This is a genomic window from Martinezella lusitana, from assembly GCF_010668395.1.
In the GTDB taxonomy this organism is placed as follows: Bacteria; Pseudomonadota; Alphaproteobacteria; order Rhizobiales; family Rhizobiaceae; genus Rhizobium; species Rhizobium lusitanum_A.
Genome location: NZ_WUEY01000005.1, coordinates 42,149 through 67,149, shown reverse-complemented (window position 1 = coordinate 67,149; position 25,001 = coordinate 42,149). Strand labels below are relative to the sequence as shown.

Below are 25,001 nucleotides of genomic sequence, written 5' to 3'. Positions count from 1 at the left end.
CCATGTCCCTCGTTCCAGAAATCGATTACGGCACGCCCGCCTCCCTCTCCGAAACCATGGTGACGCTGACCATCGACGGCCGCCAGATCAGCGTGCCCGAGGGAACGTCGATCATGCGGGCCTCGATGGAAGCAGGCATTCAGGTGCCGAAGCTCTGCGCTACCGACATGGTGGATGCCTTCGGCTCCTGCCGGCTCTGTCTCGTCGAGATCGAAGGCCGCAACGGCACGCCGGCCTCGTGCACGACACCGGTCGCACCGGGCATCGTCGTCCATACACAGACCGGCCGGTTGAAGGACATCCGTCGCGGCGTCATGGAGCTCTACATCTCCGACCACCCGCTCGATTGTCTGACCTGTGGCGCCAACGGCGATTGCGAGCTGCAGGACATGGCCGGTGCCGTCGGCCTGCGCGACGTTCGCTACGGCTATGAGGGCGACAATCACGTCAAGGCGCGCAACAACGGCGACATCAATCTGAAATGGATGCCGAAGGACGAGTCCAATCCCTATTTCACCTATGATCCTTCGAAGTGCATCGTCTGCTCGCGCTGCGTGCGCGCCTGCGAGGAAGTGCAGGGCACCTTCGCGCTGACCATCGAGGGTCGTGGCTTCGGCTCGCGCGTCTCGCCCGGCATGCACGAGCATTTCATCGACTCGGAATGCGTCTCCTGCGGCGCCTGCGTGCAGGCTTGCCCGACCGCGACGCTGACGGAGAAGTCGGTGATAGAGATCGGCCAGCCCGAGCATTCGCTCGTCACCACCTGCGCCTATTGCGGCGTCGGCTGTTCCTTCAAGGCCGAGATGCGCGGCGAGGAACTGGTGCGCATGGTGCCGTGGAAGGATGGCCAGGCCAATCGCGGCCATTCCTGCGTCAAGGGCCGCTTCGCCTATGGTTATTCGACCCACAAGGACCGCATCCTCAACCCGATGGTGCGCGAAAAGATCACCGACCCCTGGCGCGAGGTGACCTGGGACGAGGCCTTTGCCCATATCGCCACCGAGTTCAAGCGTCTGCAATATCAGTATGGCCGCGAATCCGTCGGCGGCATCACCTCGTCGCGCTGCACCAACGAGGAAACCTTCCTCGTGCAGAAGCTGGTGCGCGCCGGCTTCGGCAACAACAATGTCGATACCTGCGCCCGCGTCTGTCATTCGCCGACCGGTTACGGGCTCGGGCAGGCCTTCGGTACCTCGGCCGGCACGCAGAATTTCGACAGTGTCGAGCATTCCGATGTGGTTCTGGTCATCGGCGCCAATCCGACGGACGGCCATCCGGTGTTCGGCTCGCGGCTGAAGAAGCGGCTGCGCCAGGGCGCCAAGCTCATCGTCATCGACCCGCGCCGGATCGATCTGGTGCGCACGCCGCATGTCGAGGCCAGCTATCATCTGCCGCTGAAGCCGGGCACCAACGTCGCGATGATGACGGCGCTCGCCCATGTCATCGTCACCGAAGGCCTGTTCGACGAGAAGTTCATCCGCGAACGCTGCGACTGGTCTGAATTCGAGGATTGGGCAGCCTTCGTTGCCGAACCGCAGCACAGCCCGGAGGAGACGGAGAAATACACCGGCGTTCCCGCCGATCTCGTGCGCGGTGCGGCTCGTCTCTTTGCCACGGGCGGCAATGGCGCGATCTATTACGGCCTCGGCGTCACCGAGCATAGCCAGGGCTCGACCACGGTCATGGCAATCGCCAATCTCGCCATGGTAACGGGCAATATCGGCCGTCCGGGCGTCGGCGTGAACCCGTTGCGCGGGCAGAACAACGTGCAGGGCTCCTGCGACATGGGCTCCTTCCCGCACGAGCTGCCTGGCTATCGCCATGTCTCCGACGACGCGACCCGCGATATCTTCGAAAAGCTCTGGGGCGTGAAGCTCAACAACGAGCCCGGCCTGCGCATCCCGAACATGCTCGATGCCGCCGTCGACGGCAGCTTCAAGGGCCTCTACATCCAGGGCGAGGATATTCTCCAGTCCGATCCGGACACCAAGCATGTCGCCGCCGGCCTCGCGGCGATGGAATGCGTCGTCGTCCACGATCTCTTCCTGAACGAGACCGCCAATTACGCCCATGTCTTCCTGCCCGGTTCGACTTTCCTCGAAAAGGACGGCACCTTCACCAATGCCGAGCGCCGCATCAACCGCGTGCGCAAGGTCATGACCCCGCGCAACGGCTATGCCGATTGGGAAGTGACGCAGAAGATGGCGCAGGCCATGGGGCTTGACTGGCACTACACGCATCCGTCCGAGATCATGGACGAGATCGCCGCGACGACGCCGAGCTTCGCCATGGTCTCCTACGACTATCTGGAGAAGATGGGCTCGGTGCAGTGGCCCTGCAACGAGAAGACGCCGCTCGGCTCGCCGATCATGCATATCGATGGCTTCGTGCGCGGCAAGGGCAAGTTCATCCGCACGGAATATGTACCGACCGACGAACGAACAGGCCCGCGCTTCCCGCTGCTGCTGACCACCGGGCGCATTCTCAGCCAGTACAATGTCGGCGCCCAGACGCGGCGCACCGAAAACGTCGTCTGGCATGCGGAGGACCGCCTGGAGATCCATCCGCACGATGCGGAGCAGCGCGGCATCCGCGAAGGCGATTGGATCAGGCTCAGCAGCCGCTCCGGCGACACGACGCTCAGGGCATTGATTACCGACCGCGTCGCTCCCGGCGTAGTCTACACGACCTTCCATCACCCGGACACGCAGGCTAACGTCATCACGACGGACTATACCGACTGGGCGACGAACTGCCCGGAATACAAGGTGACGGCGGTGCAGGTCTCGCCGTCGAACGGTCCGTCGCAGTGGCAGGTCGAGTACGACGAACAGGCCAAGCAGTCTCGTCGGATACTCGGGAAGATGGAGGCTGCGGAGTGAGGCTGGGTGGATTTTCCCCTTCTCCCCTCGGGGAGAAGGTGCCCGAAGGGCGGATGAGGGGGTATTTTCTCGCAAAAGGAAATATTCTTCGCTTGCGCTCCGGACGCGCGGAACTGCCGCGCCTTGCCCCCCTCATCCGACGCTTTGAGCCACCTTCTCCCCGGCGGGGAGAAGGGGAGTTCGGACAATGACCAGGTTCACCCCCACGACCACCGTCCCCGAGACTGCCCGCCGTAACGGCCTGCTGCGCTCTGGTTCGCGCATCGTTCCCGAGGAAGTGCCGATCGCCTTTTCCTATGGCGGCACGTCGCACGCCGTCATGATGGGAACGCCCGCCGACATCGAGGATTTCGCCATCGGTTTCAGTCTGACCGAGGGCATCATCACCGATATCGGTCAGATCGCGGCGATCGAGCCGATCGAAGACGAGCAGGGGATCGACGTTCAGATCATTCTGGTCGACGAAGTGGCCGATGCGTTGCGGTTGCGCCGCCGCCATATGGCGGGGCCGGTCGGCTGCGGCCTGTGCGGCATCGAATCGATCGAGCAGGCCGTGCGCAAGGTGCCGGATGTCTCCAAGGTCGAACTCGCCTTGACGCAGAAGGATATTGTCAGCGCGATCGCTCTCCTCAACGACGCCCAGCCACTGCATCGCGAGACACGCGCCGTTCATGGCGCCGGGTTCTATATTCCGGCCGAGGGATTGCTTGCGGTGCGCGAGGATGTGGGCCGGCACAATGCGCTGGACAAGCTCTGCGGCGCGGTCATCGGCTCCGGTCGCAAAGGAGCCGAAGGCGTGGTTGCCGTCACCAGCCGGCTGTCGGTCGAGATGGTGCAGAAAGCGGCGATACTGGGCAGCGCCGTGCTCGTCGCCATCTCCGCGCCGACCGCGCTTGCCATCCGCACCGCCGATGAAGCCGGCATGACGCTGGTGGCGCTGGTGCGTGGCGATGACTTCGAGATTTTTACCCACCCGCATCGCATCACTCTGGAGAGCATCGCCGATGTCGCCTGACGAAACGCCGCACGGCAAGACCGAAGCCAAACTCGTCTACATGGCGAACCAGATCGCCACCTTCTTCAAGACGCAGCCGGCGGACGAGGCGGTGGAGGGCGTGGCGACGCACATCAACAAATTCTGGGAGCCGCGCATGCGGCGGCAGCTGTTTGCCATCATCGATCATGGGGACAGCGGGTTGAGTCCGTTGGTGCTGGAGGCGGCCCCACTCATTCATAAGCCGGCACCGGTCGAGGAAGTTAAGCCGGCTTAGTATCGAAGTCCGCAAGGGCTTTTGGGCTTATTGCCAATTCACAGAGGTAGTCTCATTCTCGGGCGAGTTGGATGGCGCTTGCGTAGTTCGGCTGACTGCGCGTGCAAGAAATGGAGAAGCCGCCTCGGCGGTCGCGGCGGCTTCCTGTAGCACAAGCAATGGTGACGGAGTTCACGCCGCGCGGCGCATCACCATACCGCGGATCATCGAGTCCGCCAGGCGGAACTGTGCGAGCAGCGTGTGCAGAGCGTCCGCCTCATTGGCGAGCCTGAGGCTTGCCGCGGTGCTCTCCTCGACCATGGCGGCATTCTGCTGCGTGGTCTGATCCAGCGAATTGATCGCGGAGTTGATTTCCCGGAGGCCGATCGTCTGCTCCTTCGATGCCTTCACGATGGCGGCGACATTGGTGTTGATATCGCCAACCTGGGTGACGATCTGCTCCAGTGCCTTGCCCGTCTGGCCGACAAGGCCGACGCCGCTCTTCACATGTTCGCTGGAGGCGGTGATCAGCGCCTTGATCTCCTTGGCGGCACTCGCCGAGCGTTGCGCCAGCTCGCGCACTTCCTGCGCCACGACGGCGAAGCCCTTGCCGGCTTCGCCTGCGCGTGCCGCCTCCACGCCGGCATTCAATGCCAGGAGGTTGGTCTGGAAGGCGATGTCGTCGATGACGCCGATGATGTTGGTGATCTCGCGCGAGGATTTCTCGATCTGGTCCATGGCGGCGACGGCGCTGCGAACCACCGTGCCGGATTGCTCGGCACCGCGCTTGGTCTCGGCAACGAGACGCCCGGCCTCCTCGGCACGCTGGCTGGAATCGGCAACCGTGGTGGTGATCTCTTCCAGGGCGGCGGCGGTTTCCTCCACGGAGGCTGCCTGCTGCTCGGTGCGCCTCGAGAAGGCTTCCGCCGAATCGCCGAGCTCGCGGGATCCGGCAGCGATGGCGCTGGCATTGTCGCCGACCGTGGTCAGCGTCTCGGAGAGCCTGTGGATCGTTGCGTTGAAATCGTGGCGGAGCTGCTCCATGGACGGCACGAAGGCATGTTCGAGCGTCTTGGTCAGGTCGCCTTCCGACAGGCTGCGGAGCGCCCCGCCGAGTTCGCCGATGGCGCTCATGCGCGAGGTCACGTCGGTCGCGAACTTGACGACCTTGTAGACCTGGCCGTCGGCGCCGACGATGGGATTGTAGGCGGCCTGGATCCAGATTTCCTTGCCGCCCTTGCCGTATCGGACGAATTCGTTGGCGATGAACTCGCCCTGCGCCAGGCGCTGCCAGAAGCGCTTGTATTCCTCGGTGCGGGCATAGGCCGGTTCGCAGAAGATGCTGTGATGCTTGCCGACGATCTCGCCGAGCGTATAGCCCATGGCGTTGCAGAAGTTCTCGTTCGCCGTCAGGATCTCGCCGGTCGGCAGGAATTCGATAACGGCCTGCGAGCGGGAGATGGCGTCAAGCTTGCCGGCATCGTCGATCGCCTTTCTTTTGGCTTCGGTGACGTCGACGGCGAATTTTACAACCTTCACCGGTTTTCCGTTGCGGAAAACGGGGTTGTAGGATGCCTGGATCCAGATTTCCCGATTGCCTTTTGCGAGCCGCTTGTAGGTGCCGGCTTCATATTCGCCACGGCCGAGGCGCGCCCAGAAATCCTGATAGGCCGATGTTGCGACATAGGCCGGTTCGCAGAACATCCGGTGGTGGTTGCCGACGATTTCCTTCAGCTCATAGCCAAGCGCGCGACAGAAGTTCTCGTTTGCGGTCAGCACTTTGCCTTGAAGGTCGAATTCGATGATGGCTTGCGATTTGGAAACGGCGGAAAGAATGCGGCTGGTATCCGATGAAAGACTGAACATTCCTATTCCCTCTCAGAAGGCTCACGCTTGACGGGCGTCGATCCATGGCATCGAAGCGGGCGGCCGCGCTCGTCGGTACGCCGAAAGACGGCGCTCCGCACGGGATGGTCGGAATGTTGAGATCGTTTCTTCTTTCCTCGCTTCGGAAACGATGATGATTAAAACCCCTTAATTTTAAGTAAAATTAAGTGTATTAGAAATTACAACTTAAATAAAATATAATTATCTAAAATTTACTCCAATAAAAAAGCCGCCACTGATAAGGCGGCGGCTTTCAAAAAGGCTATAGCGCGAAGTTACGCGGCCAGTTCTTCTACTTCGTTTTCCTTGAACATCTTGGCGAGGTTCAGGAAGCAGATCATTCCATTCTCCGTGGCGATGATACCTTCGCAATAGGCGCGGTCGAAGGAAGCCGTGACTTCCGGCACCGGCTGGACCTGGCTGGAGGCGATTGTCAGGATGTCGGAGACCCGGTCGACCAGCATGCCGATGACCATGTTGTGCACTTCGGCGACGACGATGGCGCTGCGCTCGTTGGCAACCGTGCTCTGCATGCCGAGCTTGTAGGCGAGGTCGATGATCGGGATGACCGAGCCGCGCAGGTTCATGACGCCGATGACGTCGGCCGGTGCGTGCGGGATCGGCGTAGACGGCGCCCATCCGCGAATTTCGCGGATCGTGGTCGTCTTGACGCAGAATTCCTGGTCATGTAGCCGGAAGGCAATGATCTCCAGAGTTTCGCCGCTGAAGCTGGTGGAATTGATCGTGGCCATGAACGTTCTTCCCATTGAACCGTGACGCCAAATGCGGCGCGTTGAGGTCACGATAGAGTAAGAACATTGCTCAAACCTAAATCCATACAAGGGATTTCGAGTAAGGGGGCTGGCCACCCGTTCTCGTGGTTCGAGGGCGCTTGCGCGCCACCTCACCATGAGGACTGATCTTGTCGTTCCGCGGCCCCCAGGAGGCAAGCCGTATCGGGGGCCAAGCCGTCCCATCCTCACCCTGAGGCGCGGAGGCTCCTGAGCTTGTCGAAGGGGCCAAAGCCTCGAAGGGCGAGGATGGCCCCCGTGAGAGGAAGGCTGCTCTCTCGGCCGGATTCCTTCTGCCGGTGGGATACGCCCTCAGGCGGCCCGTGTCGGACGGTCGAAGATGCGCCGGCCGAAGAGGCTTGCCGCCATTTCCACCAGAACGCGGGCGCTCTTGCCGCGGTCGTCGAGGAAAGGATTGAGCTCGACGAGATCGAGCGAGGAGACGAGACTGCTGTCGGAGAGCATCTCCATGATGAGATGGGCTTCGCGATAGGTCGCGCCACCCGGCACCGTGGTTCCCACGCCCGGCGCAATATCCGGATCGAGGAAATCGACGTCGAAGCTGACATGCAGAAGGCCGTTGGCGGCGCTGACGGTATCGAGCACCTTGCGCATGATGGCGGCCACACCCTGTTCGTCGAGCGAGCGCATGTCGAAGACGTTGACGCCATGCTCGCGGATCTCCTCGCGCTCGCGCGGATCGACGGAGCGGATGCCGACCTGGAAGACCTTCGTCGGGTCGACCAGCGGCCGGCCGGCCGGCAGAACGCCTTCAATCTCGGCCTCGCCGCAGTAGTAGGCAACCGGCATGCCGTGAATGTTGCCCGACGGAGAGGTCGCGGGCGAATTGAAATCCGAGTGCGCGTCGAGCCAGAGCACGAAAAGCGGCCGGCCGACCTCGGCTGCATGGCGGGCCATGCCGGAAACGCTGCCCATGGACAGGCTGTGATCGCCGCCAAGGATCAGCGGGAAGCCACCCGACGATGCGACATCGTAGACTTTCGCTTCCAGCGCCCGGGTGAACGCGCCGACGATTTTCAGATTGTGGGCGTGGGGATGCTCCGGAAGGTCGGCTGCCGGAACCGGATGCAGATCGCCGCTGTCGGTGACACGGTGGCCGAGTTCGATCAACGTCGTTTCGATGCCGGCGATGCGCAGCGCGGTCGGGCCCATTGCGGCGCCGCGGCGGCCGGAGCCTTCCTCCAGGGGAACGCCGATCAAGGTAACGGGAGTGGATTGCGTGTTCATCGGCATTGCTCCGAGGGTTGGAGAAATTCCGGACGGAGAACTGCGCGGCGGCTTTCCGTGCGGAATTGCATAAAACAATGAGATAGAGCAGTTCGGCGTTTCCATGAAGTGCCGAACCGCCCTGGAGGCTGTCGAGTCGCATTATTGATTGTCTGCATGACAGCAAAAAGATGGAAAAGTGTCGAAAATCGATTAGGTTTCGACAGATTGATCAATTCGATTTAGCAGAATGACAAGCCATATGGACGACCTCGACCGCGATCTCCTCAGTGCGCTGCGCAACAATGCGCGCATCTCCGTTTCCTCCCTGGCGGCGGCCACCGGCGCGTCGCGCGCGACCGTCGCCGCGCGCATAGAGCGGCTCGTGGAGAACGGCACCATTGCTGCCTTCACCATTCGCACCGGCCATGAAACCCGTGCGGCCGGCGTCAGGGCCATCGTTCTGATCGAGGTGCTCGGCAAGCTGGCCGACAAGGTTGCCGATCAGCTTCGAGGCTTGCCGCAGGTCAGGGCCCTGCACAGCACCAACGGCAAATGGGATTTCATTGCCGAACTGGAAGATCGCGATCTGGCCTCGTTCGACGAAACGCTCAGGCGGATCAGGCTGATCAATGGCATCAACATCACCGAATCCAATATCCTGCTGAAGACCAGCAAGATGGGATTCTGAGGCTTAATATTCGTGCTCGTAGACGATGCCGGCTTCGCCTGCGCCATCCGAGCCCGCCGCGCCACGCAGCTTCACGCCGCGCCCGACATTGAGGTTGATGATCGCCTTGGTGTTGTTGGACGCGCCCTGCTGCAGCTCGATATAGGTGCGCTTGTTGATGTACTTGCCGGCGCCGACCTGCGCCTGACCGTTCGCATCCGTCGAGATGTCGAGGTCATCGACGCCGAGATGGCTGCGCAGGCCCTCGAACAGCGAGGTCGAGCGGCCGCCTGCGAGCTGGCTTGCGGCATCGGCGAGCTGGGCGATCTGCATGGCCGACAGTTTCGACATGGATTGGCCAAAGATCAGCTGCGCCAACACCTCGTCCTGCGGCAAGGCAGGGGAAGAGGAGAAGCCGATCTGCGGGTCGGTCGCGAGACCGGTGACATCGACCGTGATCGTGGTGGAACCGGCCGACGATGTCGCTTCCATGTTGAGCGCCGGCGTCAGGTCACCGCCGAAGGTGATCTTGCTGGTGTCGGTGAAATCGAGCCGGCGGCTGAGGATGGTCAGGCGTCCACGACGCATGGTGAAGCCGCCGGAGACGACCGGCTCCGCCGCCGTGCCGCGCACGGTGATGTTGCCGCCGAGTTCGGCGTCGATGCCTCGGCCGCGCACGAAGATCTGCGAGGGCGCCTGGAGCTGCAGGTCGATGCCGAGCGTCGTCGATTTGCTCCTTGGCCCTTCCGGCTTCTGATCCTTGAACTGGGCGCTGACGGCGGCCGGCGCATTCTTGTGCTTGATGTTGATTTCGGAGAGCGACGCCGGCAGCTTTTCGGGCACGGTGATCGACGCCTTGTTGATCCGCAGGTTGCCCGTCAGCATCGGCGCGGTCATCAGCGGGCCCTTGACGCCGAGCGTGCCGTTGACGGTCGCGGCCACCAGCGTGCCGTCGACATAGGTCGCGTTGTTGAACTTCACCTGGATATCGGCGGGGAAGCCGCTTTCCGGGGTAATGCCGACCGTGCCGCTGCCCGATATGCTGCCGCCGCTGGCCAGATTGCCGCTGAGGCGCGATATGACGGCCTGCTTGCCGTCGAGCGTCACCGTCACGGCGAGCCCGTTGAGGGTCAGGTTGCGGCGGACATCGACCAGCTTGGCGCCGTCGGTGGAAATGGAACCGCTGATGGCGGGTGCGGCCGTGGTGCCCCCGATCTGCATGTCGATCCTGGCCGTGCCCGTCATGACGAGGCCCTGTGCCGCAAGCTGGCCGGCAAGGGCATCGAAGGGCAGATTGCCGGAAAATTTGAGTGCCATGGCCTTGCTGCCGGCGATGGCGACTGTGCCGCCGCCATTGAGCGCCAGGCCGCTCTGGCCGGTCAGGTTGGTGTTGATCGTGACGACATTGTCGGCAAACTTGCCGTCCGCCTTGATGCCGAGCGGCGTAAGCCCGGCGGATTTCGTCTGGCTCGTTGCTGCCCCCGACCAATTGGTCTGGAATACGACGGCGGGCGAGGTCGCCTTGCCGGTGACGGCTACCGTTCCGGAGATGACGCCTTCGGCGGCAAGCGTCGGCGCGAAGACATTGGCGAGGCTGGCCGGCAGGTTGGCGATCCTGGCATTGATGTTCAGGGTCTGGCCGGCGGTGCCGTCGACCGTAACCGAACCGCCCCCGGTCTGCAGGGTCAAGCCGTTCAGCGATGCGATGCCGTCCTTGATCACGATCTTGGTCGGAGAGGCGAGCTTCACCGGGATCGTGCGCGGCGCGCCCGCAAAGGAGTCGAGGCTGACGGTCGTCTGCCCGCCTGATGTTTCGACGCTGCCGCGCGTTGTCAGCGGCGCGTTGTCATAGGTCGATTTCAGATCGAAATCCGTGCGGCTGCCCTGCTGGGTGAAGGTCAGGCCGAGATCGGCGATGCGGTTGGCCCCGGAGGCGATGGCGTCGGCGCGGATGCTGCCGTTTGCCGAGAAAGCCTTGAGATCGTCGACGGTGAGGGCAACGGCCGGCTTGCTGATCACGAGATCGTCGCGGCGGATGCCGCTGCCGCCGGCGTTGACCTTGAGGCCGATCTTGCCATTGGCGCTGGCGATATCGAGCGAGCCCTTGAGATCGCCCTCGGCCTTCTGTCCGGCGAGCGCTGCGAGCAGGCCGAGATCCGGCAGGTTGAAGGTGAGCGCGCCGTTCGGCTCGAAGCTCGGGGAAAGGTCGAGCTTGCCCTGCAGCTTGTTCGTGCCGATTTCCGCCGATAGCGATGGAATGCTCGTGCGGCCGTCCTTGGAAACTGCGTCGGCGGTGATGCGGATCGGCTTGCCGTCGATCGCGCCGCTTGCCTGGATGTTCGCCTGCGGCGCCTTCGGATCGGCGATGCCGGTCACGCCGATGTCGAGCGTATCCAGCAGCCGTCCCGCCAGCTTGACGTTGACGGCCTTGACCGTCGCATCGATGCCGAGCGCGGTGAGCGGCCCCTTGGCCTTGAGGCCGATATCGGCCTGTCCTTCCGCATTCGGGACGAACTTGGAGAGATCGAGCACCTTGCCGGTGAGATCCGATGTCAGGGACTGGTCGTTGAGCGCGACATTGCCGCTGATTTCGGCGACGTTGGATTTCACCGCGAGGTTGGACAGCGTCATCTTGGTCGGCACGGTGCCGGCGACCTGGCCTTCCAGCGAAATCGTGCCTTCGAACTTGTTCGACACGCCGTCCGGCAAGACGCCGGGCAGAGCGAACAGCTTGAAATTGCCCGTCAGCGCCTTGGACGACAGCGTGTATTTGCCGTTGACGGTGCCGCCGATGCTGGCGCTTTCAAGGGTGGTGTTGTTGAAGCCGATCGTATCCGGCGAGAGTTGCAGCGGCGCGGTGAGCGCGATCGGCGCGCGGATCAGCCGATTGAGGTCGGCGCTGACGAAGGCCGTCTGGCCGACGACGAGGCGAAGCTGCAGCGGACCGGACATGGCTGCAAGATTGAAGGCATCGCTTCTGGCGCTGAGATTGATCTGTCCGACCTGGCCCTGCGGCGTGCTGGCGCTGTCGAGCGCGGCCTTCGCATCGATCTTCACCGATTGCGCCGCGCCGGTCAGCGCGATATCGACGCGCGAAATCATGGCGCGCACTTCGCCGTCCTCCATAGGCCAGCGGAAGTCGACGGGGCCGGAGGTACCGAGCAGATTGGCGTTGAGGCTGTTGTTGCCGGCGGGATCGAGCGTGCCGGATGCGGCAAGGACGGCGCTGCCGGTAGCAAGGTTGCCGGTCTGGATATCGATCTTGCCCTTGCCGTCGAACGTTGCCGAGACATCGATGGTCGTCTGCCCGGCAAAGAGCGGCCGCATGGTCGGCGGCAGGAGCGAATCGACATCGCCGCCGCCCTTGACGTCTATATGATGCAGGCCATCGGCGGAGAGGCTGTGATGGCCGTCGATGGCAACTGTTGGCTTGCCGTCGAGGGCTGCCTGCAGTTTGCCGGCCCAGTTGGACAGCGGGCCTTCGCCGGAAAGGTCGATGCTGACGGCCGGGCCGCCCGGCAGGTGCAGCAGGCCGGCGAGCATGCCGTCGCGCGGCTCGGAGATCTGCGTCTTCAGCTTCAGCTGGTTTTCGGCCGGGGCGAAAGCGATATCGGCGGAGAGCTTGGCGTCCGGCACATCGTGACGGCTGGCGCTGAGCGTCAGGCCCATGCTGCTGCTGTTGGCCTTGACGCTGCCATCGGCGGCGAGAATGAAATCCTGCCCGGCGACGGCCTGCCCGATGCGAAGGTCAGGCAGGGCGATGGCGCCGATATCGATGGCGATGGGCAAGGAGAAGCCGGTGCTGCCTGCCGTCTGCGTCTCCGGCGCCTGCGTCAGGCTCGCCGTCGAGACCGGCAGGCGCTGGAAGTCGATCACATCGGCCGCAATGCGATCGGCGTGGAAGGTGCCGGTCAGCAAAGACAAAGGAGACCAATCGACGGCGAGGTTTTGCACCTTGGCGTAGACGCCCTTCGTGTCGGCCACGGTAATGGCACCGACCCGCAGACTGCCGCTCAGCAGACCGGAAGGCGCTGCGATGGCAATGGTGCGGTCCGGCGTCGAGGCGAGCCTGGCCACCTGATCGACCGCATAACCCGTTGCGGAAGGCACCATGCCGACGACGAGCACAGCCGCGATCACGAGCAAAAGGATCGCCACGACCGCATAGGCGATCCAGCGCACCAGTTTCCCGAGAATTCGAATCAACATGCTCATGAAAGCGACAGTAACCTCAATTTTGTAACCGTGTGCTGAAACGTCTGCGACAACTATACGGTTTGTCAGAAGGCCTGGCCGATGCCGGCATAGATGCCATAAGATGTGCCGCCGTCGTATTTCTTCAACGGAACGGCGACATCGAGCCTGATCGGGCCGAAGGGCGTAGCGTAACGCAGGCCGACGCCAGCGCCAATGCGCAGATCGGAAAAGTCCGGAAAGGCAGTATCGGTGACGCTGCCCATATCGACGAAGGGAACGACCCCGATCGTATCGGTGATCTTCACGCGGGCCTCGAACGAGGCGGTGGCATAGGAGCGGCCGCCGGTTTCGTCGCCGTTGGAGTTGTAAGGCGAAATTTCCTGATAGCTGTAACCGCGCACCGAGCCGCCGCCGCCGGCATAGAAGCGTCGGGTGGCGGGGATATCCTCGATGCTGTTCGCGCCGATCAGCGAGCCCAGGGCGAGCTTGCCGGCGAAGACGACGTTGTTGTTGGCGCCGATCCCCTTGTAGCCGGAGATCGAACCCTCGACGGAGCTGAAGATCGAGCCGCCTATCGCCTCATAGCTCGGCTTGGCGCTGATCGAAGCGCGATAGCCTTCCGTCGGGTCCAGCTTGTTGTCGCGCGTGTCGCGAATATATTCGAGCGGGATCGCGACCGTCAGATAATTGTGCTTTCCGAAGGCGTCGGTCGTGTCGGATTCATAGGACACTTCTCCGCCGGCGGAGACGGTATCCTGATCGTTGATTTCATAGGCAAGGCCGCCGCTTCCCGTCACCGTATTGGCGTCGTAGGCGTCCGGATGCAGGCTCTGCATCTTCAGGGCCGTGGTGAAGGTCGCCGAAGGGTAGAATGTCGCAGGCCTGACATAGGTGATGCCGGCCGTATAATCGAGCTGGCCGACATCGGTCGTCTCGCCGATGCGGGACACGGATCCGTCGATGCGCAGCGAGTCCGCGCGGCCCGTCAGATTGCGGTGTCCCCAATAGCCCTGCAGGCCGAAGCCATCGATGGTGGAATATTGCGCGCCGACGCCGAAGAAGCGCTGCTTGCCTTCCGACACTTCGATGGTCGTCGGGATGCTGCCGTCCGGTGCCAGCTTGTCGGCCTCGCGGATGGTGACGCTGGAAAAGACCCCGAGCTTCCGCAAGCGATCCGACGCCTTCTTCAATTCGTCGGGCGAGTAAGGCTTGCCTTCGTTGATGCGGGCATAGCGCTTGATGAAATCCGGATCGACCGATTTCTGGCCGGTGACGCCGACGTTGCCGAAAGGTGCTATGGGACCGCTGTCGACCTTCAGCGTAACATCGACCGTATTGGTGGCGTGGTCGGCGACGACGTCGCGATTGTCGAGCTTGGCGAGCGGATGTCCCCCGTTCTTGAAGTCGGCAACCATCTTGTCGCCTGCCTTCAGGATAGTCAGCGAGCCGGCATCGCCGCCACGCACGAGCCCGTAATTCGCCGGATCCAGCCTGGCGGCATCGCCGAGCAGGCTGACCTTGCCGAGCTTGAAGACGGGGCCGGGGTTGACGCTGATGGTCACCGCGACCGGCTTGGCGCGGCTGAAGGTCGGCGTCGGCGGCAGGGCATCGAGCGGGGTGCCGTTGATGGTGATGGTGACCACGCCGCCGTAGCGCGCTTTTTCGTAGAGGGAGGCGATCAGCCGGTCGCGATCGTCGCGCGCCTTCACCACGACGCCGAGGTCGCCGGATACCGGCTTCTTTTCGTCGGACACCAGCATCGAGCTTTCGCTCAGCGCTTCCTTGAGATCCTTGTCGAGATTGTCGGCCTTGAAATCGACCGTGTAGCGGACGGGATCGGAAACCTGGTCGGCCGTTTCGTCCTCACCCCAGAGCTTGATGCCGAAGAGTTTGAATGCAAAGGCATTTCCGGCGCATAGCGGACCGAGCGCAAGCGCTGCCGCAACCGCTGCCACGGTTCCTGCCTGCCGATACGCAATACTCTTCTTCGGTACAGTTCTTTTATGCATACGCCGCTTTACGGTTACATGAGAACTTACTCAGCTTGACGTTTCCCCCAGGTTAACGCGCGGCCACCATAGAGGCAAAAGTCCCCGAGGTGTACCGTTTTGGAGTCAAAAACCCGGAAAATATGACTACCAAAGCGCAAAACGCGCGGATCTTGGCGAGGGTTCGGAATGTTCGGGCGACCTGTGTCGCGACCCGTAAAGGTTGCCGTCATCCGGCCGATAGTCGAGGTCGCCGCCTTGGTGCGGGTTATTGTGCCCGGCCTTAAATCAAAAAGTCCCGGACTTGCGATCCGGGACTCTGAAATCTCGATCTGGGATCGATCAGTAACCGCGATAGCCGCCGCGCGGGCAATCGTCGATGTAGCGGCGGCCATAGCGGTCGCGGTAATAGCACTGGCCGGGCTGCTCCTGGACGCTGCCGATGAGGGCGCCGGAGACGCCGCCGATCGCTGCGCCGACTGCCGCACCACGGACGTTGCCCGTGACTGCGCCGCCGATGATCGCGCCGGATGCCGCGCCGATGCCTGCGCCCTGTTCGGTCGGCGTGCAGCTTGCGATAGACAAGCCGACCAATGCGAGCATAAGAACTTTCTTCATTTATCTCTCCAACGTTAGTTAAGCCGAACCCCGGCCAACGTCGTCCCAATTCTTCAGCTCCACCACGATGGGCTGTCTTGCAGTCCTGCAATGATAGAAAATATCGTGCAAAATATGATTGTCTATCGGTGGATGGCAGTTTTTTTCTTGCTGAAGAAAGATGGCTTGGCGTTCGCAGAATAAAACCGTCCGCGGCAAGCATAAAATCCATGATCTCTCTAAAGTAGAGGTTGATTGGACTGCAAAAAAGTCAAATGATGCCCTTGCCTCTGGAGGAGAGGCGAGGAGGAAAATATGGCAAAAGTGACTTTGACGGTGAATTGCCGTTCGGTCGGCGGCGAGTGCGAGGACCGCACGCTGCTTGTCCATTTCATCAGGGAAAAACTCGGCCTGACCGGAACCCATGTCGGCTGCGACACCAGCCAGTGCGGCGCCTGTGTCGTGCATATGGACGGCAAGTCGGTGAAGAGCTGTTCGATCCTGGCCGTTCAGGCTTCCGGCTCCAGGATCACAACCATCGAGGGTCTGGCCGCCAACGGCGAACTGCATCCGGTTCAGGCCGCCTTCAAGGAGCATCATGGCCTGCAATGCGGCTTCTGTACGCCGGGCATGGTGATGACCGCGGTCGACATGATCAACCGTCATGGCGGAGCGCTGGACGAAAAGACGGTGCGCAGCGAACTCGAAGGCAATATCTGTCGATGCACCGGCTATCACAATATCGTCAAGGCGGTGCTTTCAGCCAATGCCGAGATGAATGCCGCCAGCCAGGCGGCCGAATAGAGTTTCACCGAGACCGTCTGGCGAAACGCCGATGATCGTCGTCTTGGCGTGGTGCCAGGCCCGCAACCCCAATGGGAGGATGTGATGGGCGTGGAAGGCATTGGCGCGCGCGTGGCGCGCAAAGAGGACAAGCGATTTCTGACGGGCAAGGGGCGATACACCGACGACATGGTGACGCCGGGAATGAAATACGCCTATTTCGTTCGCAGCCCGCATGCACATGCGAAGATCACCGGCATCGATGTGTCGGCGGCTCTTTCGATGCCGGGCGTGATCGGCGTCCTCGACGGCAAGCAGCTGCTGGCCGATGGCATCGGCAACCTGATCTGCGGCTGGATGATCCATTCGCGCGACGGTTCCCCGATGAAGATGGGTGCCTGGCGGCCGCTGGCGGTCGATACGGTGCGCTATGTCGGCGATGCTGTCGCCATCGTCGTTGCCGACAGCATCGGCGAAGCGCGCGATGCGGCCGAAGCCGTTGCCGTCGACTACGAGGAACTGCCCGCGGTCGTCGAGGCGGTGAATGCGCTGAAAGCGGGCGCGCCGCAGATCCATCCCGAAGCACCCGACAACCTGATCTTCGACTGGGAGCTGGGCGATGCGGCGGCGACCGACAAGGCAATCGCCGAGGCGGCGCATGTCACCGAGATCGAGATCCACAACAACCGGCTTTCGCCGAATGCCATGGAGCCGCGCGCCACGCTCGGCATCTACGACGCGGCCGAAGACCACTATACCTGCTACACGACGAGCCAGAACCCGCATGTGGCGCGTCTCGTGATGAGCGCTTTCTACAATGTCGCGCCGGAAAACAAGCTGCGCGTCATCGCGCCTGACGTCGGCGGCGGCTTCGGTTCGAAGATCTACATCTATCCCGAGGAAATCGTCTGTCTCTGGGCGTCGAAGAAGACCGGCGTGCCGGTCAAATGGACGGCCGACCGCACGGAAGCCTTCCTGACCGATGCGCACGGCCGCGATCATCTCTCCAAGGTCAAGATGGCCTTCGATGCGCAGAACCGCATCACCGCGCTGAAGGTCGACACGATAGCCAATCTCGGCGCTTACATGTCGCTGTTCTCCTCGGCGGTGCCGACCTATCTCTATGCGACATTGCTGTCGGGCCAGTACGCCATTCCGGCAATCCACGCCAACGTCCGCACGGTCTACACCAATACCGTGCCGGTCGATGCCTATCGCGGGGCAGGGCGGCCGGAGGCGACCTATCTTCTGGAGCGCACGGTGGAAACGGCGGCGCGCGAGCTCGGCGTTTCGCCGGCGGAACTCCGGCGGATCAACTTCGTCCGCTCCTTCCCCTACCAGACGCCCGTCATCATGAACTACGATGCCGGCGACTACGAGGCTTCCCTCAACGCCGCCATGCAGCAGGCGGATTGGGATGGTTTTCCTGCCCGCAAGGCGGAGGCAGCCGCCCGCGGCATGAAGCGCGGCATCGGCATGAGCTGCTACATCGAGGCATGCGGCATTGCGCCGTCGCAGGCGGTGGGATCGCTCGGCGCCGGCGTCGGCCTGTGGGAATCGGCCGAGGTGCGGGTGAACGCGGTCGGAACGATCGAAGTGCTCACCGGCTCGCACAGCCACGGGCAGGGGCATGAGACCACCTTCGCGCAGCTGGTGGCGGATCGTCTCGGCGTGCCGATCGACAGCGTGTCCATCGTCCATGGCGATACCGACAAGGTGCAGATGGGCATGGGCACCTATGGCTCCCGTTCCGGGGCCGTCGGCATGTCCGCCGTCGTCAAGGCGCTCGACAAGGTCGAAGCGAAGGCGAAGAAAATCGCCGCGCACCTGATGGAGGCCGACGAAAGCGATATCGTCATCGAAAACGGTGAAGTGAAGGTGGCGGGCACCGACAAGGCGCTGCCGTGGTTCCAGGTGGCGCTGGCGTCCTACACGGCGCACAACCTGCCCGCCGGCATGGAGCCGGGCCTGAAGGAGACCGCCTTCTACGATCCGGCGAACTTCACCTTCCCGGCCGGCTGCTACATCTGCGAGGTCGAGGTGGACCCGGAGACGGGCAAGACCGAGATCGTGCAGTTCGTCGCGGCAGACGACTTCGGCAACATCATCAACCCGATGATCGTCGAGGGACAGGTGCATGGCGGTATCGCGCAGGGCATCGGCCAGGCGTTGCTGGAAGGCGTGCATTACGATGAGAACGGCCAGCTTCTGACGGCGAGCTTCATGGACTACACCATGCCGCGCGCCGACGACCTGCCGTCCTTCCAGCTTTCGCATCAGAACACGCCGTGTCCGAGCAATCCGCTCGGCATCAAGGGATGCGGCGAGGCGGGCGCCATCGGCTCGCCGCCGGCGCTGATGAATGCGATTACCGACGCGATCGGCAACAACACGCTGACCATGCCGGCGACCCCGCTCAAGGTGTGGGAAGCGGCGCGGGCCGGTGCCTGAAACGAGAGGAGGATAGGACAATGTACGCAACCAATTACCATCGCGCCTCCTCGGTCGACGAAGCCGTGAAGCTTCTGTCCGACACCGACGAAGGCAAATACGTCTCCGGCGGCATGACGCTGATCGCCACCATGAAGCAGCGCCTGGCCTCGCCGAGCGATCTCGTCGATCTCCGGCATATCCCCTCGCTCAAGGGCATCCGCGTCGATGGCCGCAGGGTCACGATCGGGGCAGCGACCACCCATGCGGAGGTCGCCTCCTCGGCGGCGATCCGCTCGGTCTGTCCGGCGCTTTGCGAACTTGCCGGCATGATCGGCGATCCGCATGTCCGGCATATGGGCACGATCGGCGGGTCCGTCGCCAACAACGATCCGGCGGCGGATTATCCGTCGGCGGTGCTGGCGCTGAATGCCACCATCGTTACCGACCGGCGCCAGATCGCGGCCGACGACTTCTTTCGGGGTCTGTTCGAAACCGCGCTGCAGGGTGCCGAGCTGATTACCTCCATCGCCTTCGATGCTCCGGAAAGGGCCGGCTATGCCAAGTTCCCCAATCCGGCCTCGCGTTATGCGATGACCGGGGTCTTCGTCGCCAAGGGGGCGGGTGGCGTGCGCGTCGCCGTTACCGGCGCGGGTGCGGACGGCGTGTTCCGGCAGGGAGATCTGGAGCAGGCGCTTGCGGCGAACTGGCTGCCGGAGGCGGTGGCGGGCGTGACCGTCGATCCGGGCATGTTGCTTTCGGACCTGCATGCGACGGCGGAATACCGCGCCAATTTGATCAAGGTCATGGCGAAACGCGCCGTGGCTGCGGCATAGATTCGCCGCGAGTAAGCCCGGAACGGCGGGGTTTACCCGCCGTTCCGGAGAGAGTGTTTCCGCCATGGTTTCGATTGTCAATTTTGCGTGAATCAGTATTCTTGTCTGGAATTGTTCAAAATTAGGGGCCATTTGCCGCAGCCGGGCGTGAAAGCAATGCGGAGGGGTTGACGTGTGAACCGCCATTCTTGAAAACGGTTGCACGGTACTGGAGCAGATGATGGATTTCGAAGCATTTTTTAAGGGCGAGCTTGACGGACTTCACGGTGAGGGCCGTTACCGGGTCTTCGCCGATCTCGAACGCCGCCGAGGCAATTTCCCCCGCGCTATCAGGCATACGGCCAACGGCCCGCAGGAGGTGACCGTCTGGTGCTCCAACGACTATCTCGGCATGGGCCAGCACCCGAAGGTGATCGAGGCGATGAAACAGGCCATCGATCACTGTGGCGCGGGTGCGGGAGGCACCCGGAATATTTCTGGCACCAACCACTACCATGTCCTGCTCGAGCAGGAACTCGCCGACCTGCACGGCAAGGAATCCGCGCTGATCTTCACCTCGGGCTATATCTCCAACTGGGCGACGCTCGGCACGCTCGGCGCCCGCATTCCCGGCCTCATCATCTTCTCGGATGCGCTCAACCACGCATCGATGATCGAAGGCATCCGCTATGCCAAGTGCGACAAGGTCATCTGGAAGCATAACGACCTGCACGATCTCGAAGCCAAGCTGAAGGCCGCCGATCCGAAGGCGCCGAAGCTGATCGCGTTTGAATCCGTCTATTCGATGGATGGCGATATCGCCCCGATCAAGGAGATCTGCGATCTCGCCGATAAGTACGGCGCGATGACCTATCTCGATGAAGTGCATGCCGTCGGCATGTACGGCCCGCGCGGCGGCGGCATTGCCGAGCGCGAGGGCCTGATGGATCGGCTGACCGTCATCGAAGGCACGCTCGGCAAGGCCTTCGGCGTCATGGGCGGCTATATCGCCGCGTCGACGGCGCTTTGCGATTTCATCCGCTCGTTCGCCTCCGGCTTCATCTTCACCACGTCGCTGCCGCCGGCGCTGGCGGCGGGCGCTGTCGCCTCGATCCAGCATCTGAAGGTCAGCCAGTTCGAGCGCGCCCGCCATCAGGATCGGGTGCGCCGGCTGCGGGCGCAGCTCGATGCCAACGGCATTCCGCACATGCCGAACCCGAGCCATGTCGTGCCAGTCATGGTCGGCGATGCGGCCAAGTGCAAGTGGATATCGGACCTGCTGCTGGATGCCGGCGTCTATGTGCAGCCGATCAACTATCCGACCGTGCCGAAGAAGACCGAGCGGCTGCGCATCACGCCGACGCCGCTGCATTCGGATGGCGATATCGAGCAGCTCGTCGGCGCGCTGCACGCCCTCTGGTCGCGTTGCGCGCTCGCTAGGGCCGTCGCGTAAGAGACAGCTTTCCAAGGTCTGCCGTGCCGGATTCGACGGGCACGGCTTCCGCCCGAAAATCGACATGCAATTCATTGCGGAAGCGTTGGTGATAAGCCCGCTTCCGTAATGATTCTTACGCCAGTGCCGTCAGCCGCGGCTTCCCAGAGCCAGGCGGCATGCGAGGCCGGCAAAGACCGTCGCCAGCAGATATTGCGGCAGCTTCGGAATGCGCTTGATCGCCGAAAGCCGACCCCGGATGTGGCTGCCGAGCAGGATGACGGAACCGTTCACCAGAAAGCCGATGCCGTTCAGGATAGTGGCGAGCAGCGCCATCTGCAGGATCATCGATCCGCCGTTCGGATTGACGAATTGCGGGAAGAGGGCGAGCACGAACAAGGCCATCTTCGGATTCAGCAAATTGGTCGCAAGACCCTCGGTGAAGATACGCCGGCCCGAAAGCCGCTTGAGCCCGGCCGAGGGCGCGAAGGCGGAGCCCTGCGAACGCAGGGTTTTGACCGCCAGATAGAGCAGATAGGCGCAACCGGCCCAACGCACGATTTCATAGGCAACAGGAACAGTCAGGAACAGCCGCGACAGCCCGAGTGCCGCGGCCATGGCATGGCAATAGGTTCCAAGCGCAATGCCGGCATAGGTGAGGAAACCGGCGGACCGGCCCTGGCTGACGCTGCGCGAGGCGATGAGAAGCATGTCGGGGCCGGGCGTGGCGGTGAGCACCAGCGCCGCAGCGGCGAAAAGAATGAGGGTGGAGAAGTCCGGCATCGTGATTCCCTTGAAAGTGAGGCCGGAATTCCTCCCTATCACGATCGCCGGAAATGGCAACCGGCTATTCGCGGGGCGAGCCGGACGTGCCGATCGGTGATCGCTTTATGTCGGTTATTGCTTACGCTGCCTTGTCGCGCTGGGCGATGAGGACGGCCGCGCGGCTGCGCGCTTCGGCATCCGCGGCGAAGACGGCATCCATGCTTTCGGCACTGCCGGTCGCGATCATCTCGTCCATGACGGCTTCGGCGATATCGGCCATTTCGAGGAAGCCGATGCGGCCATCCACGAAGGCATGGAAAGCGATTTCTTCGGCGGCATTCATGATCGCGCCCTGCAGGCCGCCACGCTCCAGTGCGGTGCGGGCGAGACGCAATGCCGGGAAGCGGATCTCGTCCGGCGCCTCGAAATCGAGCCGCGCGAGCTTGGCGAAATCCAGCCGGTCGACGCTGAGCCTGGTGCGGGCGGGGTAGGTGAGCGCATAGCCGATCGCCGTGCGCATGTCGGGACAGCCGAGCTGCGCCAGCACCGAGCCGTCCGTATAGCCGACCATGGAGTGAATGACGGATTGCGGGTGGACGACGACTTCGATCTGATCCGGCCGCACGTTGAAAAGGTGCTTGGCCTCGATCATCTCAAGCGCCTTGTTGAACATCGAGGCGCTGCCGATGGAGATCTTGAAGCCCATCGACCAGTTGGGGTGGGCGCGCGCGGTGGCGGGCGTGACATTGGCCATCTGCTCGCGCGTCCAGGTGCGGAAGGGGCCGCCGGAGGCAGTCAGGATGATGCGCTCAACCGCATGCTGCTGGTCGTCTTCCAGCGCCTGGAAGATGGCGCTGTGTTCGCTGTCGACCGGGATCAGCCGGCCGCCGCCTTCGGCAACGGCGCGCACGAAGAGATCGCCCGCGGAAACGAGGCATTCCTTGTTGGCAAGGGCGATATCGGCGCCGCGGCGGGCGGCCGCCAGCGTCGGCGCAAGGCCGGCCGTGCCGACGATCGCCGCCATCACCCATTCCGAGGGCAGGGAGGCGGCTTCGATCAGGGCATTCTTGCCCGCGCCGACCGCGATGCCCGACCCGGCCAAGGCATCCTTCAGATCCTGATAGCGCTCTTCGTTGGCGGTGACGGCCAAAGTTGCACCGCAGGCCCTGGCCTGCTCGGCCAACAGCTGGATATTGTCATGCCCGGTGATCGCGGCGATATCGAAAGCGTCACGTCCGCCCAGTTGGGCAATGACGTCGAGCGTATTCTGGCCGATAGAGCCGGTCGAACCCAATATCGTCAGGCGACGACGCGCCGTGCTGCCGGTGTTCATTCAGGTATCCGCATTTGCTGCTGCTTTCCCCCAAGGCTCTACAGGGGATTGCGTGGAGCGGCAAGTCCGCCGCTGGTGCAACCTCATTCCACCGCCGTTGCGCGCCAAAGGCGAACTCACTGATTTGACGATATTTTCGGTCTTTATTGAACCAAATGCGCTGTGCCGCGTTTTCTGACCACTCGAATGCGGAGGGCGACGGATGGTTTTCAAGGCGGCGACGTTCCACGGCGCGGAACTTTATCTGGAAAGCGAGCAGACCAGGCGCTCGGCGCTCGAATCCGCCGTTGCCAATGCGCTTGCCGTTGCCGGCGGAATCGATGCGTCCGACGTCAAGGTCACCGCCGCCGGCCAGGAAATCCGTCTGGATGGCTCGGTGGCGACCCAGCAGGAGGTGATCCGGGCAACCGCCGTTGCCGAGTCGATCCGTGGTGTCAGGCTGGTCAGAAACAGGATCGCGGTGGGGTGATCTATCGGTTTTCAGCCCATGTTCATCCCGCAGGCGATACCAATGCGTGGCGGATCGCATTTTCAGGGTGGAGTAGATGAGAAAGATGATCGCGGCCGCCGCTCTTGCCGGCATCCTCATGGGCGCGACGAGCGCGCTGGCGCGAGACCATCTGGGGACATTTCGCGACATTGCCGCCGATCCGGCCGCCGCCGCTGCCTTCAAGACGATGGCGGAAGGCCACAGGCTGCCGGACTGGATCTACGGAAAAACGGTGGAATCCCCCGGCCACGAGGTCATCTTCGGCGGCCAGAAGGTCTATGTGATGAGCGCCTGCAAGCAGCATGATTGCGGCGCGGAGCAGATCGCCGTGATGTACGACCCCGGCAAGAAGATCATGTACGGCGTGCTGCTCTCTGCCGATCCCGCCACCAGGGCGGAAACACTCACCTGGATGAACCTCGGCGGCGGCAATGAATCGATCGACGGCAGGACGATTTTATATGCGGCGCTGACGGGCAGTCTGGAGAACCATCCGGATGCCTTTGATTATAAGTAACTGTAAGGTCGGAGAACGACTGCTATAGATTGGTAATCGTGACCACGATTACGTCAACAAATCAGTTACGGCGCGCAGCTCCAAGTTCTCCAGTGACACCTGCTGTTTAATAAGTCTGCCATTGCGTGACGTACGTGTATACTTCACCTGCGCCTTAACTGGTTTCAACAGCAGTTGCTCTTTGAAGGCTTGATCCGTCACATATTTGAACGTGAGATCATCTGTGACTGAGCCTTTCAGCGTGCCTTGATTGTCAGGAAGCTGAAGTTCGAATTCGTGAGAATCAGGCAAAATCCCAAGAAGGATTCCATCGTGCAACACATCCTCTTCCGTTACCTCAACATCGCTGAAACGTTCAGATAAGCGGTTGATGTCTTCCAAGCCAAGCATCACTCGATTCTCATCTCCTACGATTCTGGTTGTCGCTCCAGAATCGCGAAGCACTTTGGTGAATTTCTGAAGAGCGCCCACCAATCGCGGAGAGGCGGTTTCGATAACAACACCGAACTCTTCCGATGAGGCGTCGTTTAATTTGGCAATTAGGCCGGTCGCTTGCTCTACCGCGGATTTCAAGGGGGTGTCGAACATATCGGTTTGGGAGGCAGCGAGTTCCTCCAAGATGAAACCCATCGAGCCACGCACGATATCTCGGATAAAGAGCTTCGATTTATCCGCACCCTTTATTTTTCCTTTGGCAGCGACTGGTTGATCGCCCTGGGATGCAAGGGAGGCTGCTATCACCTTCTGGTAAGAGGCGAGCGCATCTGTCGTAAAATCGAGACGAATATCTCCCTGACCTATTACCGGCAGACCGTCAAAGATGAGTGCTACACTGGCATAAGCAGAACGACGCGACTTTGCCTCCGCAATCTTATCGTCAATCGCTCTTAGTCGCTGATCCCACATAAGGCGCGCGGTACCCCAAGGACTGTCGTCCGCCATTCGTC

At 62.3% G+C, this 25,001-nt stretch carries 19 protein-coding genes; 10 read left to right on the top strand and 9 right to left on the bottom strand.

The features are described from left to right. Window positions 1–2: 2 nt before the first annotated feature. From fdhF to GR212_RS13100, 3 genes are all read left to right on the top strand, one after another. Window positions 3–2,882 (top strand): formate dehydrogenase subunit alpha, encoded by a 2,880-nt coding sequence (gene fdhF / locus GR212_RS13110; RefSeq protein ID WP_163987009.1) that lies wholly within the window; start codon window positions 3–5, stop codon window positions 2,880–2,882. 187 nt (window positions 2,883–3,069) lie between these two features. Continuing rightward, window positions 3,070–3,897, top strand: a complete 828-nt coding sequence (gene fdhD / locus GR212_RS13105; protein ID WP_163987008.1) for a formate dehydrogenase accessory sulfurtransferase FdhD — start codon at window positions 3,070–3,072, stop codon at window positions 3,895–3,897. After that, window positions 3,887–4,153: a formate dehydrogenase subunit delta gene (locus GR212_RS13100; RefSeq protein ID WP_163987007.1), complete on the top strand. Its 267-nt coding sequence runs from the start codon at window positions 3,887–3,889 to the stop codon at window positions 4,151–4,153. The genes fdhD and GR212_RS13100 overlap by 11 nt, the downstream gene beginning before the upstream one ends. A gap of 171 nt (window positions 4,154–4,324) precedes the next feature. On the opposite strand, the gene GR212_RS13095 is transcribed toward GR212_RS13100, so the two are convergent. The 3 genes from GR212_RS13095 to rocF all read right to left on the bottom strand — a co-directional run bounded on the left by GR212_RS13095 (window position 4,325) and on the right by rocF (window position 8,058). After that, on the bottom strand, window positions 4,325–5,998 hold the full coding sequence (locus tag GR212_RS13095; protein WP_163987006.1) for a methyl-accepting chemotaxis protein: 1,674 nt from the start codon (window positions 5,996–5,998) through the stop codon (window positions 4,325–4,327). Window positions 5,999–6,294: 296 nt separating this feature from the next. After that, window positions 6,295–6,771, bottom strand: a complete 477-nt coding sequence (locus GR212_RS13090; protein WP_163987005.1) for a chemotaxis protein CheW — start codon at window positions 6,769–6,771, stop codon at window positions 6,295–6,297. 351 nt (window positions 6,772–7,122) lie between these two features. Beyond that, entirely contained in the window at window positions 7,123–8,058 is a 936-nt protein-coding gene (rocF, locus tag GR212_RS13085; protein ID WP_163987004.1) for an arginase, read from the bottom strand. A 241-nt stretch (window positions 8,059–8,299) separates the two neighbouring features. On the opposite strand from rocF, the gene GR212_RS13080 reads away from it, so the two are divergent. Then, window positions 8,300–8,728 (top strand): Lrp/AsnC family transcriptional regulator, encoded by a 429-nt coding sequence (locus GR212_RS13080; protein WP_112804040.1) that lies wholly within the window; start codon window positions 8,300–8,302, stop codon window positions 8,726–8,728. A gap of 3 nt (window positions 8,729–8,731) precedes the next feature. On the opposite strand, the gene GR212_RS13075 is transcribed toward GR212_RS13080, so the two are convergent. The 3 genes from GR212_RS13075 to GR212_RS13065 form a co-directional block, all read right to left on the bottom strand. After that, window positions 8,732–12,922 (bottom strand): translocation/assembly module TamB domain-containing protein, encoded by a 4,191-nt coding sequence (locus GR212_RS13075; protein WP_163987003.1) that lies wholly within the window; start codon window positions 12,920–12,922, stop codon window positions 8,732–8,734. A gap of 65 nt (window positions 12,923–12,987) precedes the next feature. Next, window positions 12,988–14,913: an autotransporter assembly complex protein TamA gene (locus tag GR212_RS13070; protein ID WP_163987002.1), complete on the bottom strand. Its 1,926-nt coding sequence runs from the start codon at window positions 14,911–14,913 to the stop codon at window positions 12,988–12,990. Window positions 14,914–15,234: 321 nt separating this feature from the next. Then, window positions 15,235–15,510 carry a glycine zipper domain-containing protein gene (locus tag GR212_RS13065; protein WP_163987001.1) on the bottom strand — a complete coding sequence of 92 codons (276 nt, stop codon included), beginning with the start codon at window positions 15,508–15,510 and terminating at the stop codon, window positions 15,235–15,237. Window positions 15,511–15,804: 294 nt separating this feature from the next. Here GR212_RS13065 and GR212_RS13060 point away from each other — a divergent pair, with 294 nt between their 5' ends. The 4 genes from GR212_RS13060 to hemA all read left to right on the top strand — a co-directional run bounded on the left by GR212_RS13060 (window position 15,805) and on the right by hemA (window position 20,970). Continuing rightward, complete coding sequence (locus GR212_RS13060; RefSeq protein ID WP_163987000.1) at window positions 15,805–16,293, top strand: (2Fe-2S)-binding protein; 489 nt, start codon at window positions 15,805–15,807, stop codon at window positions 16,291–16,293. Between the two features lie 84 nt (window positions 16,294–16,377). Next, a complete protein-coding gene (locus GR212_RS13055; protein ID WP_163986999.1) occupies window positions 16,378–18,723 on the top strand; it encodes a xanthine dehydrogenase family protein molybdopterin-binding subunit in 2,346 nt (781 codons plus the stop codon). Between the two features lie 20 nt (window positions 18,724–18,743). Continuing rightward, a complete protein-coding gene (locus GR212_RS13050; protein ID WP_163986998.1) occupies window positions 18,744–19,538 on the top strand; it encodes an FAD binding domain-containing protein in 795 nt (264 codons plus the stop codon). A gap of 220 nt (window positions 19,539–19,758) precedes the next feature. After that, window positions 19,759–20,970, top strand: a complete 1,212-nt coding sequence (gene hemA / locus GR212_RS13045; RefSeq protein WP_163987357.1) for a 5-aminolevulinate synthase — start codon at window positions 19,759–19,761, stop codon at window positions 20,968–20,970. A gap of 129 nt (window positions 20,971–21,099) precedes the next feature. Here hemA and GR212_RS13040 read toward each other — a convergent pair whose 3' ends face one another. Both GR212_RS13040 and dxr read right to left on the bottom strand, forming a co-directional pair. Further along, complete coding sequence (locus GR212_RS13040; RefSeq protein WP_163986997.1) at window positions 21,100–21,732, bottom strand: LysE family translocator; 633 nt, start codon at window positions 21,730–21,732, stop codon at window positions 21,100–21,102. Between the two features lie 121 nt (window positions 21,733–21,853). Further along, window positions 21,854–23,047, bottom strand: coding sequence for a 1-deoxy-D-xylulose-5-phosphate reductoisomerase (gene dxr, locus GR212_RS13035; protein WP_163986996.1), 1,194 nt, complete (start codon window positions 23,045–23,047; stop codon window positions 21,854–21,856). Between the two features lie 202 nt (window positions 23,048–23,249). Here dxr and GR212_RS13030 point away from each other — a divergent pair, with 202 nt between their 5' ends. Next, a complete protein-coding gene (locus tag GR212_RS13030; RefSeq protein WP_163986995.1) occupies window positions 23,250–23,516 on the top strand; it encodes a BON domain-containing protein in 267 nt (88 codons plus the stop codon). 76 nt (window positions 23,517–23,592) lie between these two features. Further along, window positions 23,593–24,054 (top strand): Ivy family c-type lysozyme inhibitor, encoded by a 462-nt coding sequence (locus GR212_RS13025; RefSeq protein ID WP_163986994.1) that lies wholly within the window; start codon window positions 23,593–23,595, stop codon window positions 24,052–24,054. 48 nt (window positions 24,055–24,102) lie between these two features. Here the strand turns inward: GR212_RS13025 and GR212_RS13020 are convergent, their stop codons facing one another. Continuing rightward, the gene (locus tag GR212_RS13020; protein WP_246725752.1) at window positions 24,103–24,996 is read right to left on the bottom strand and encodes a hypothetical protein; all 894 of its coding nucleotides are present in this window, start codon (window positions 24,994–24,996) and stop codon (window positions 24,103–24,105) included. Window positions 24,997–25,001: the final 5 nt, after the last annotated feature.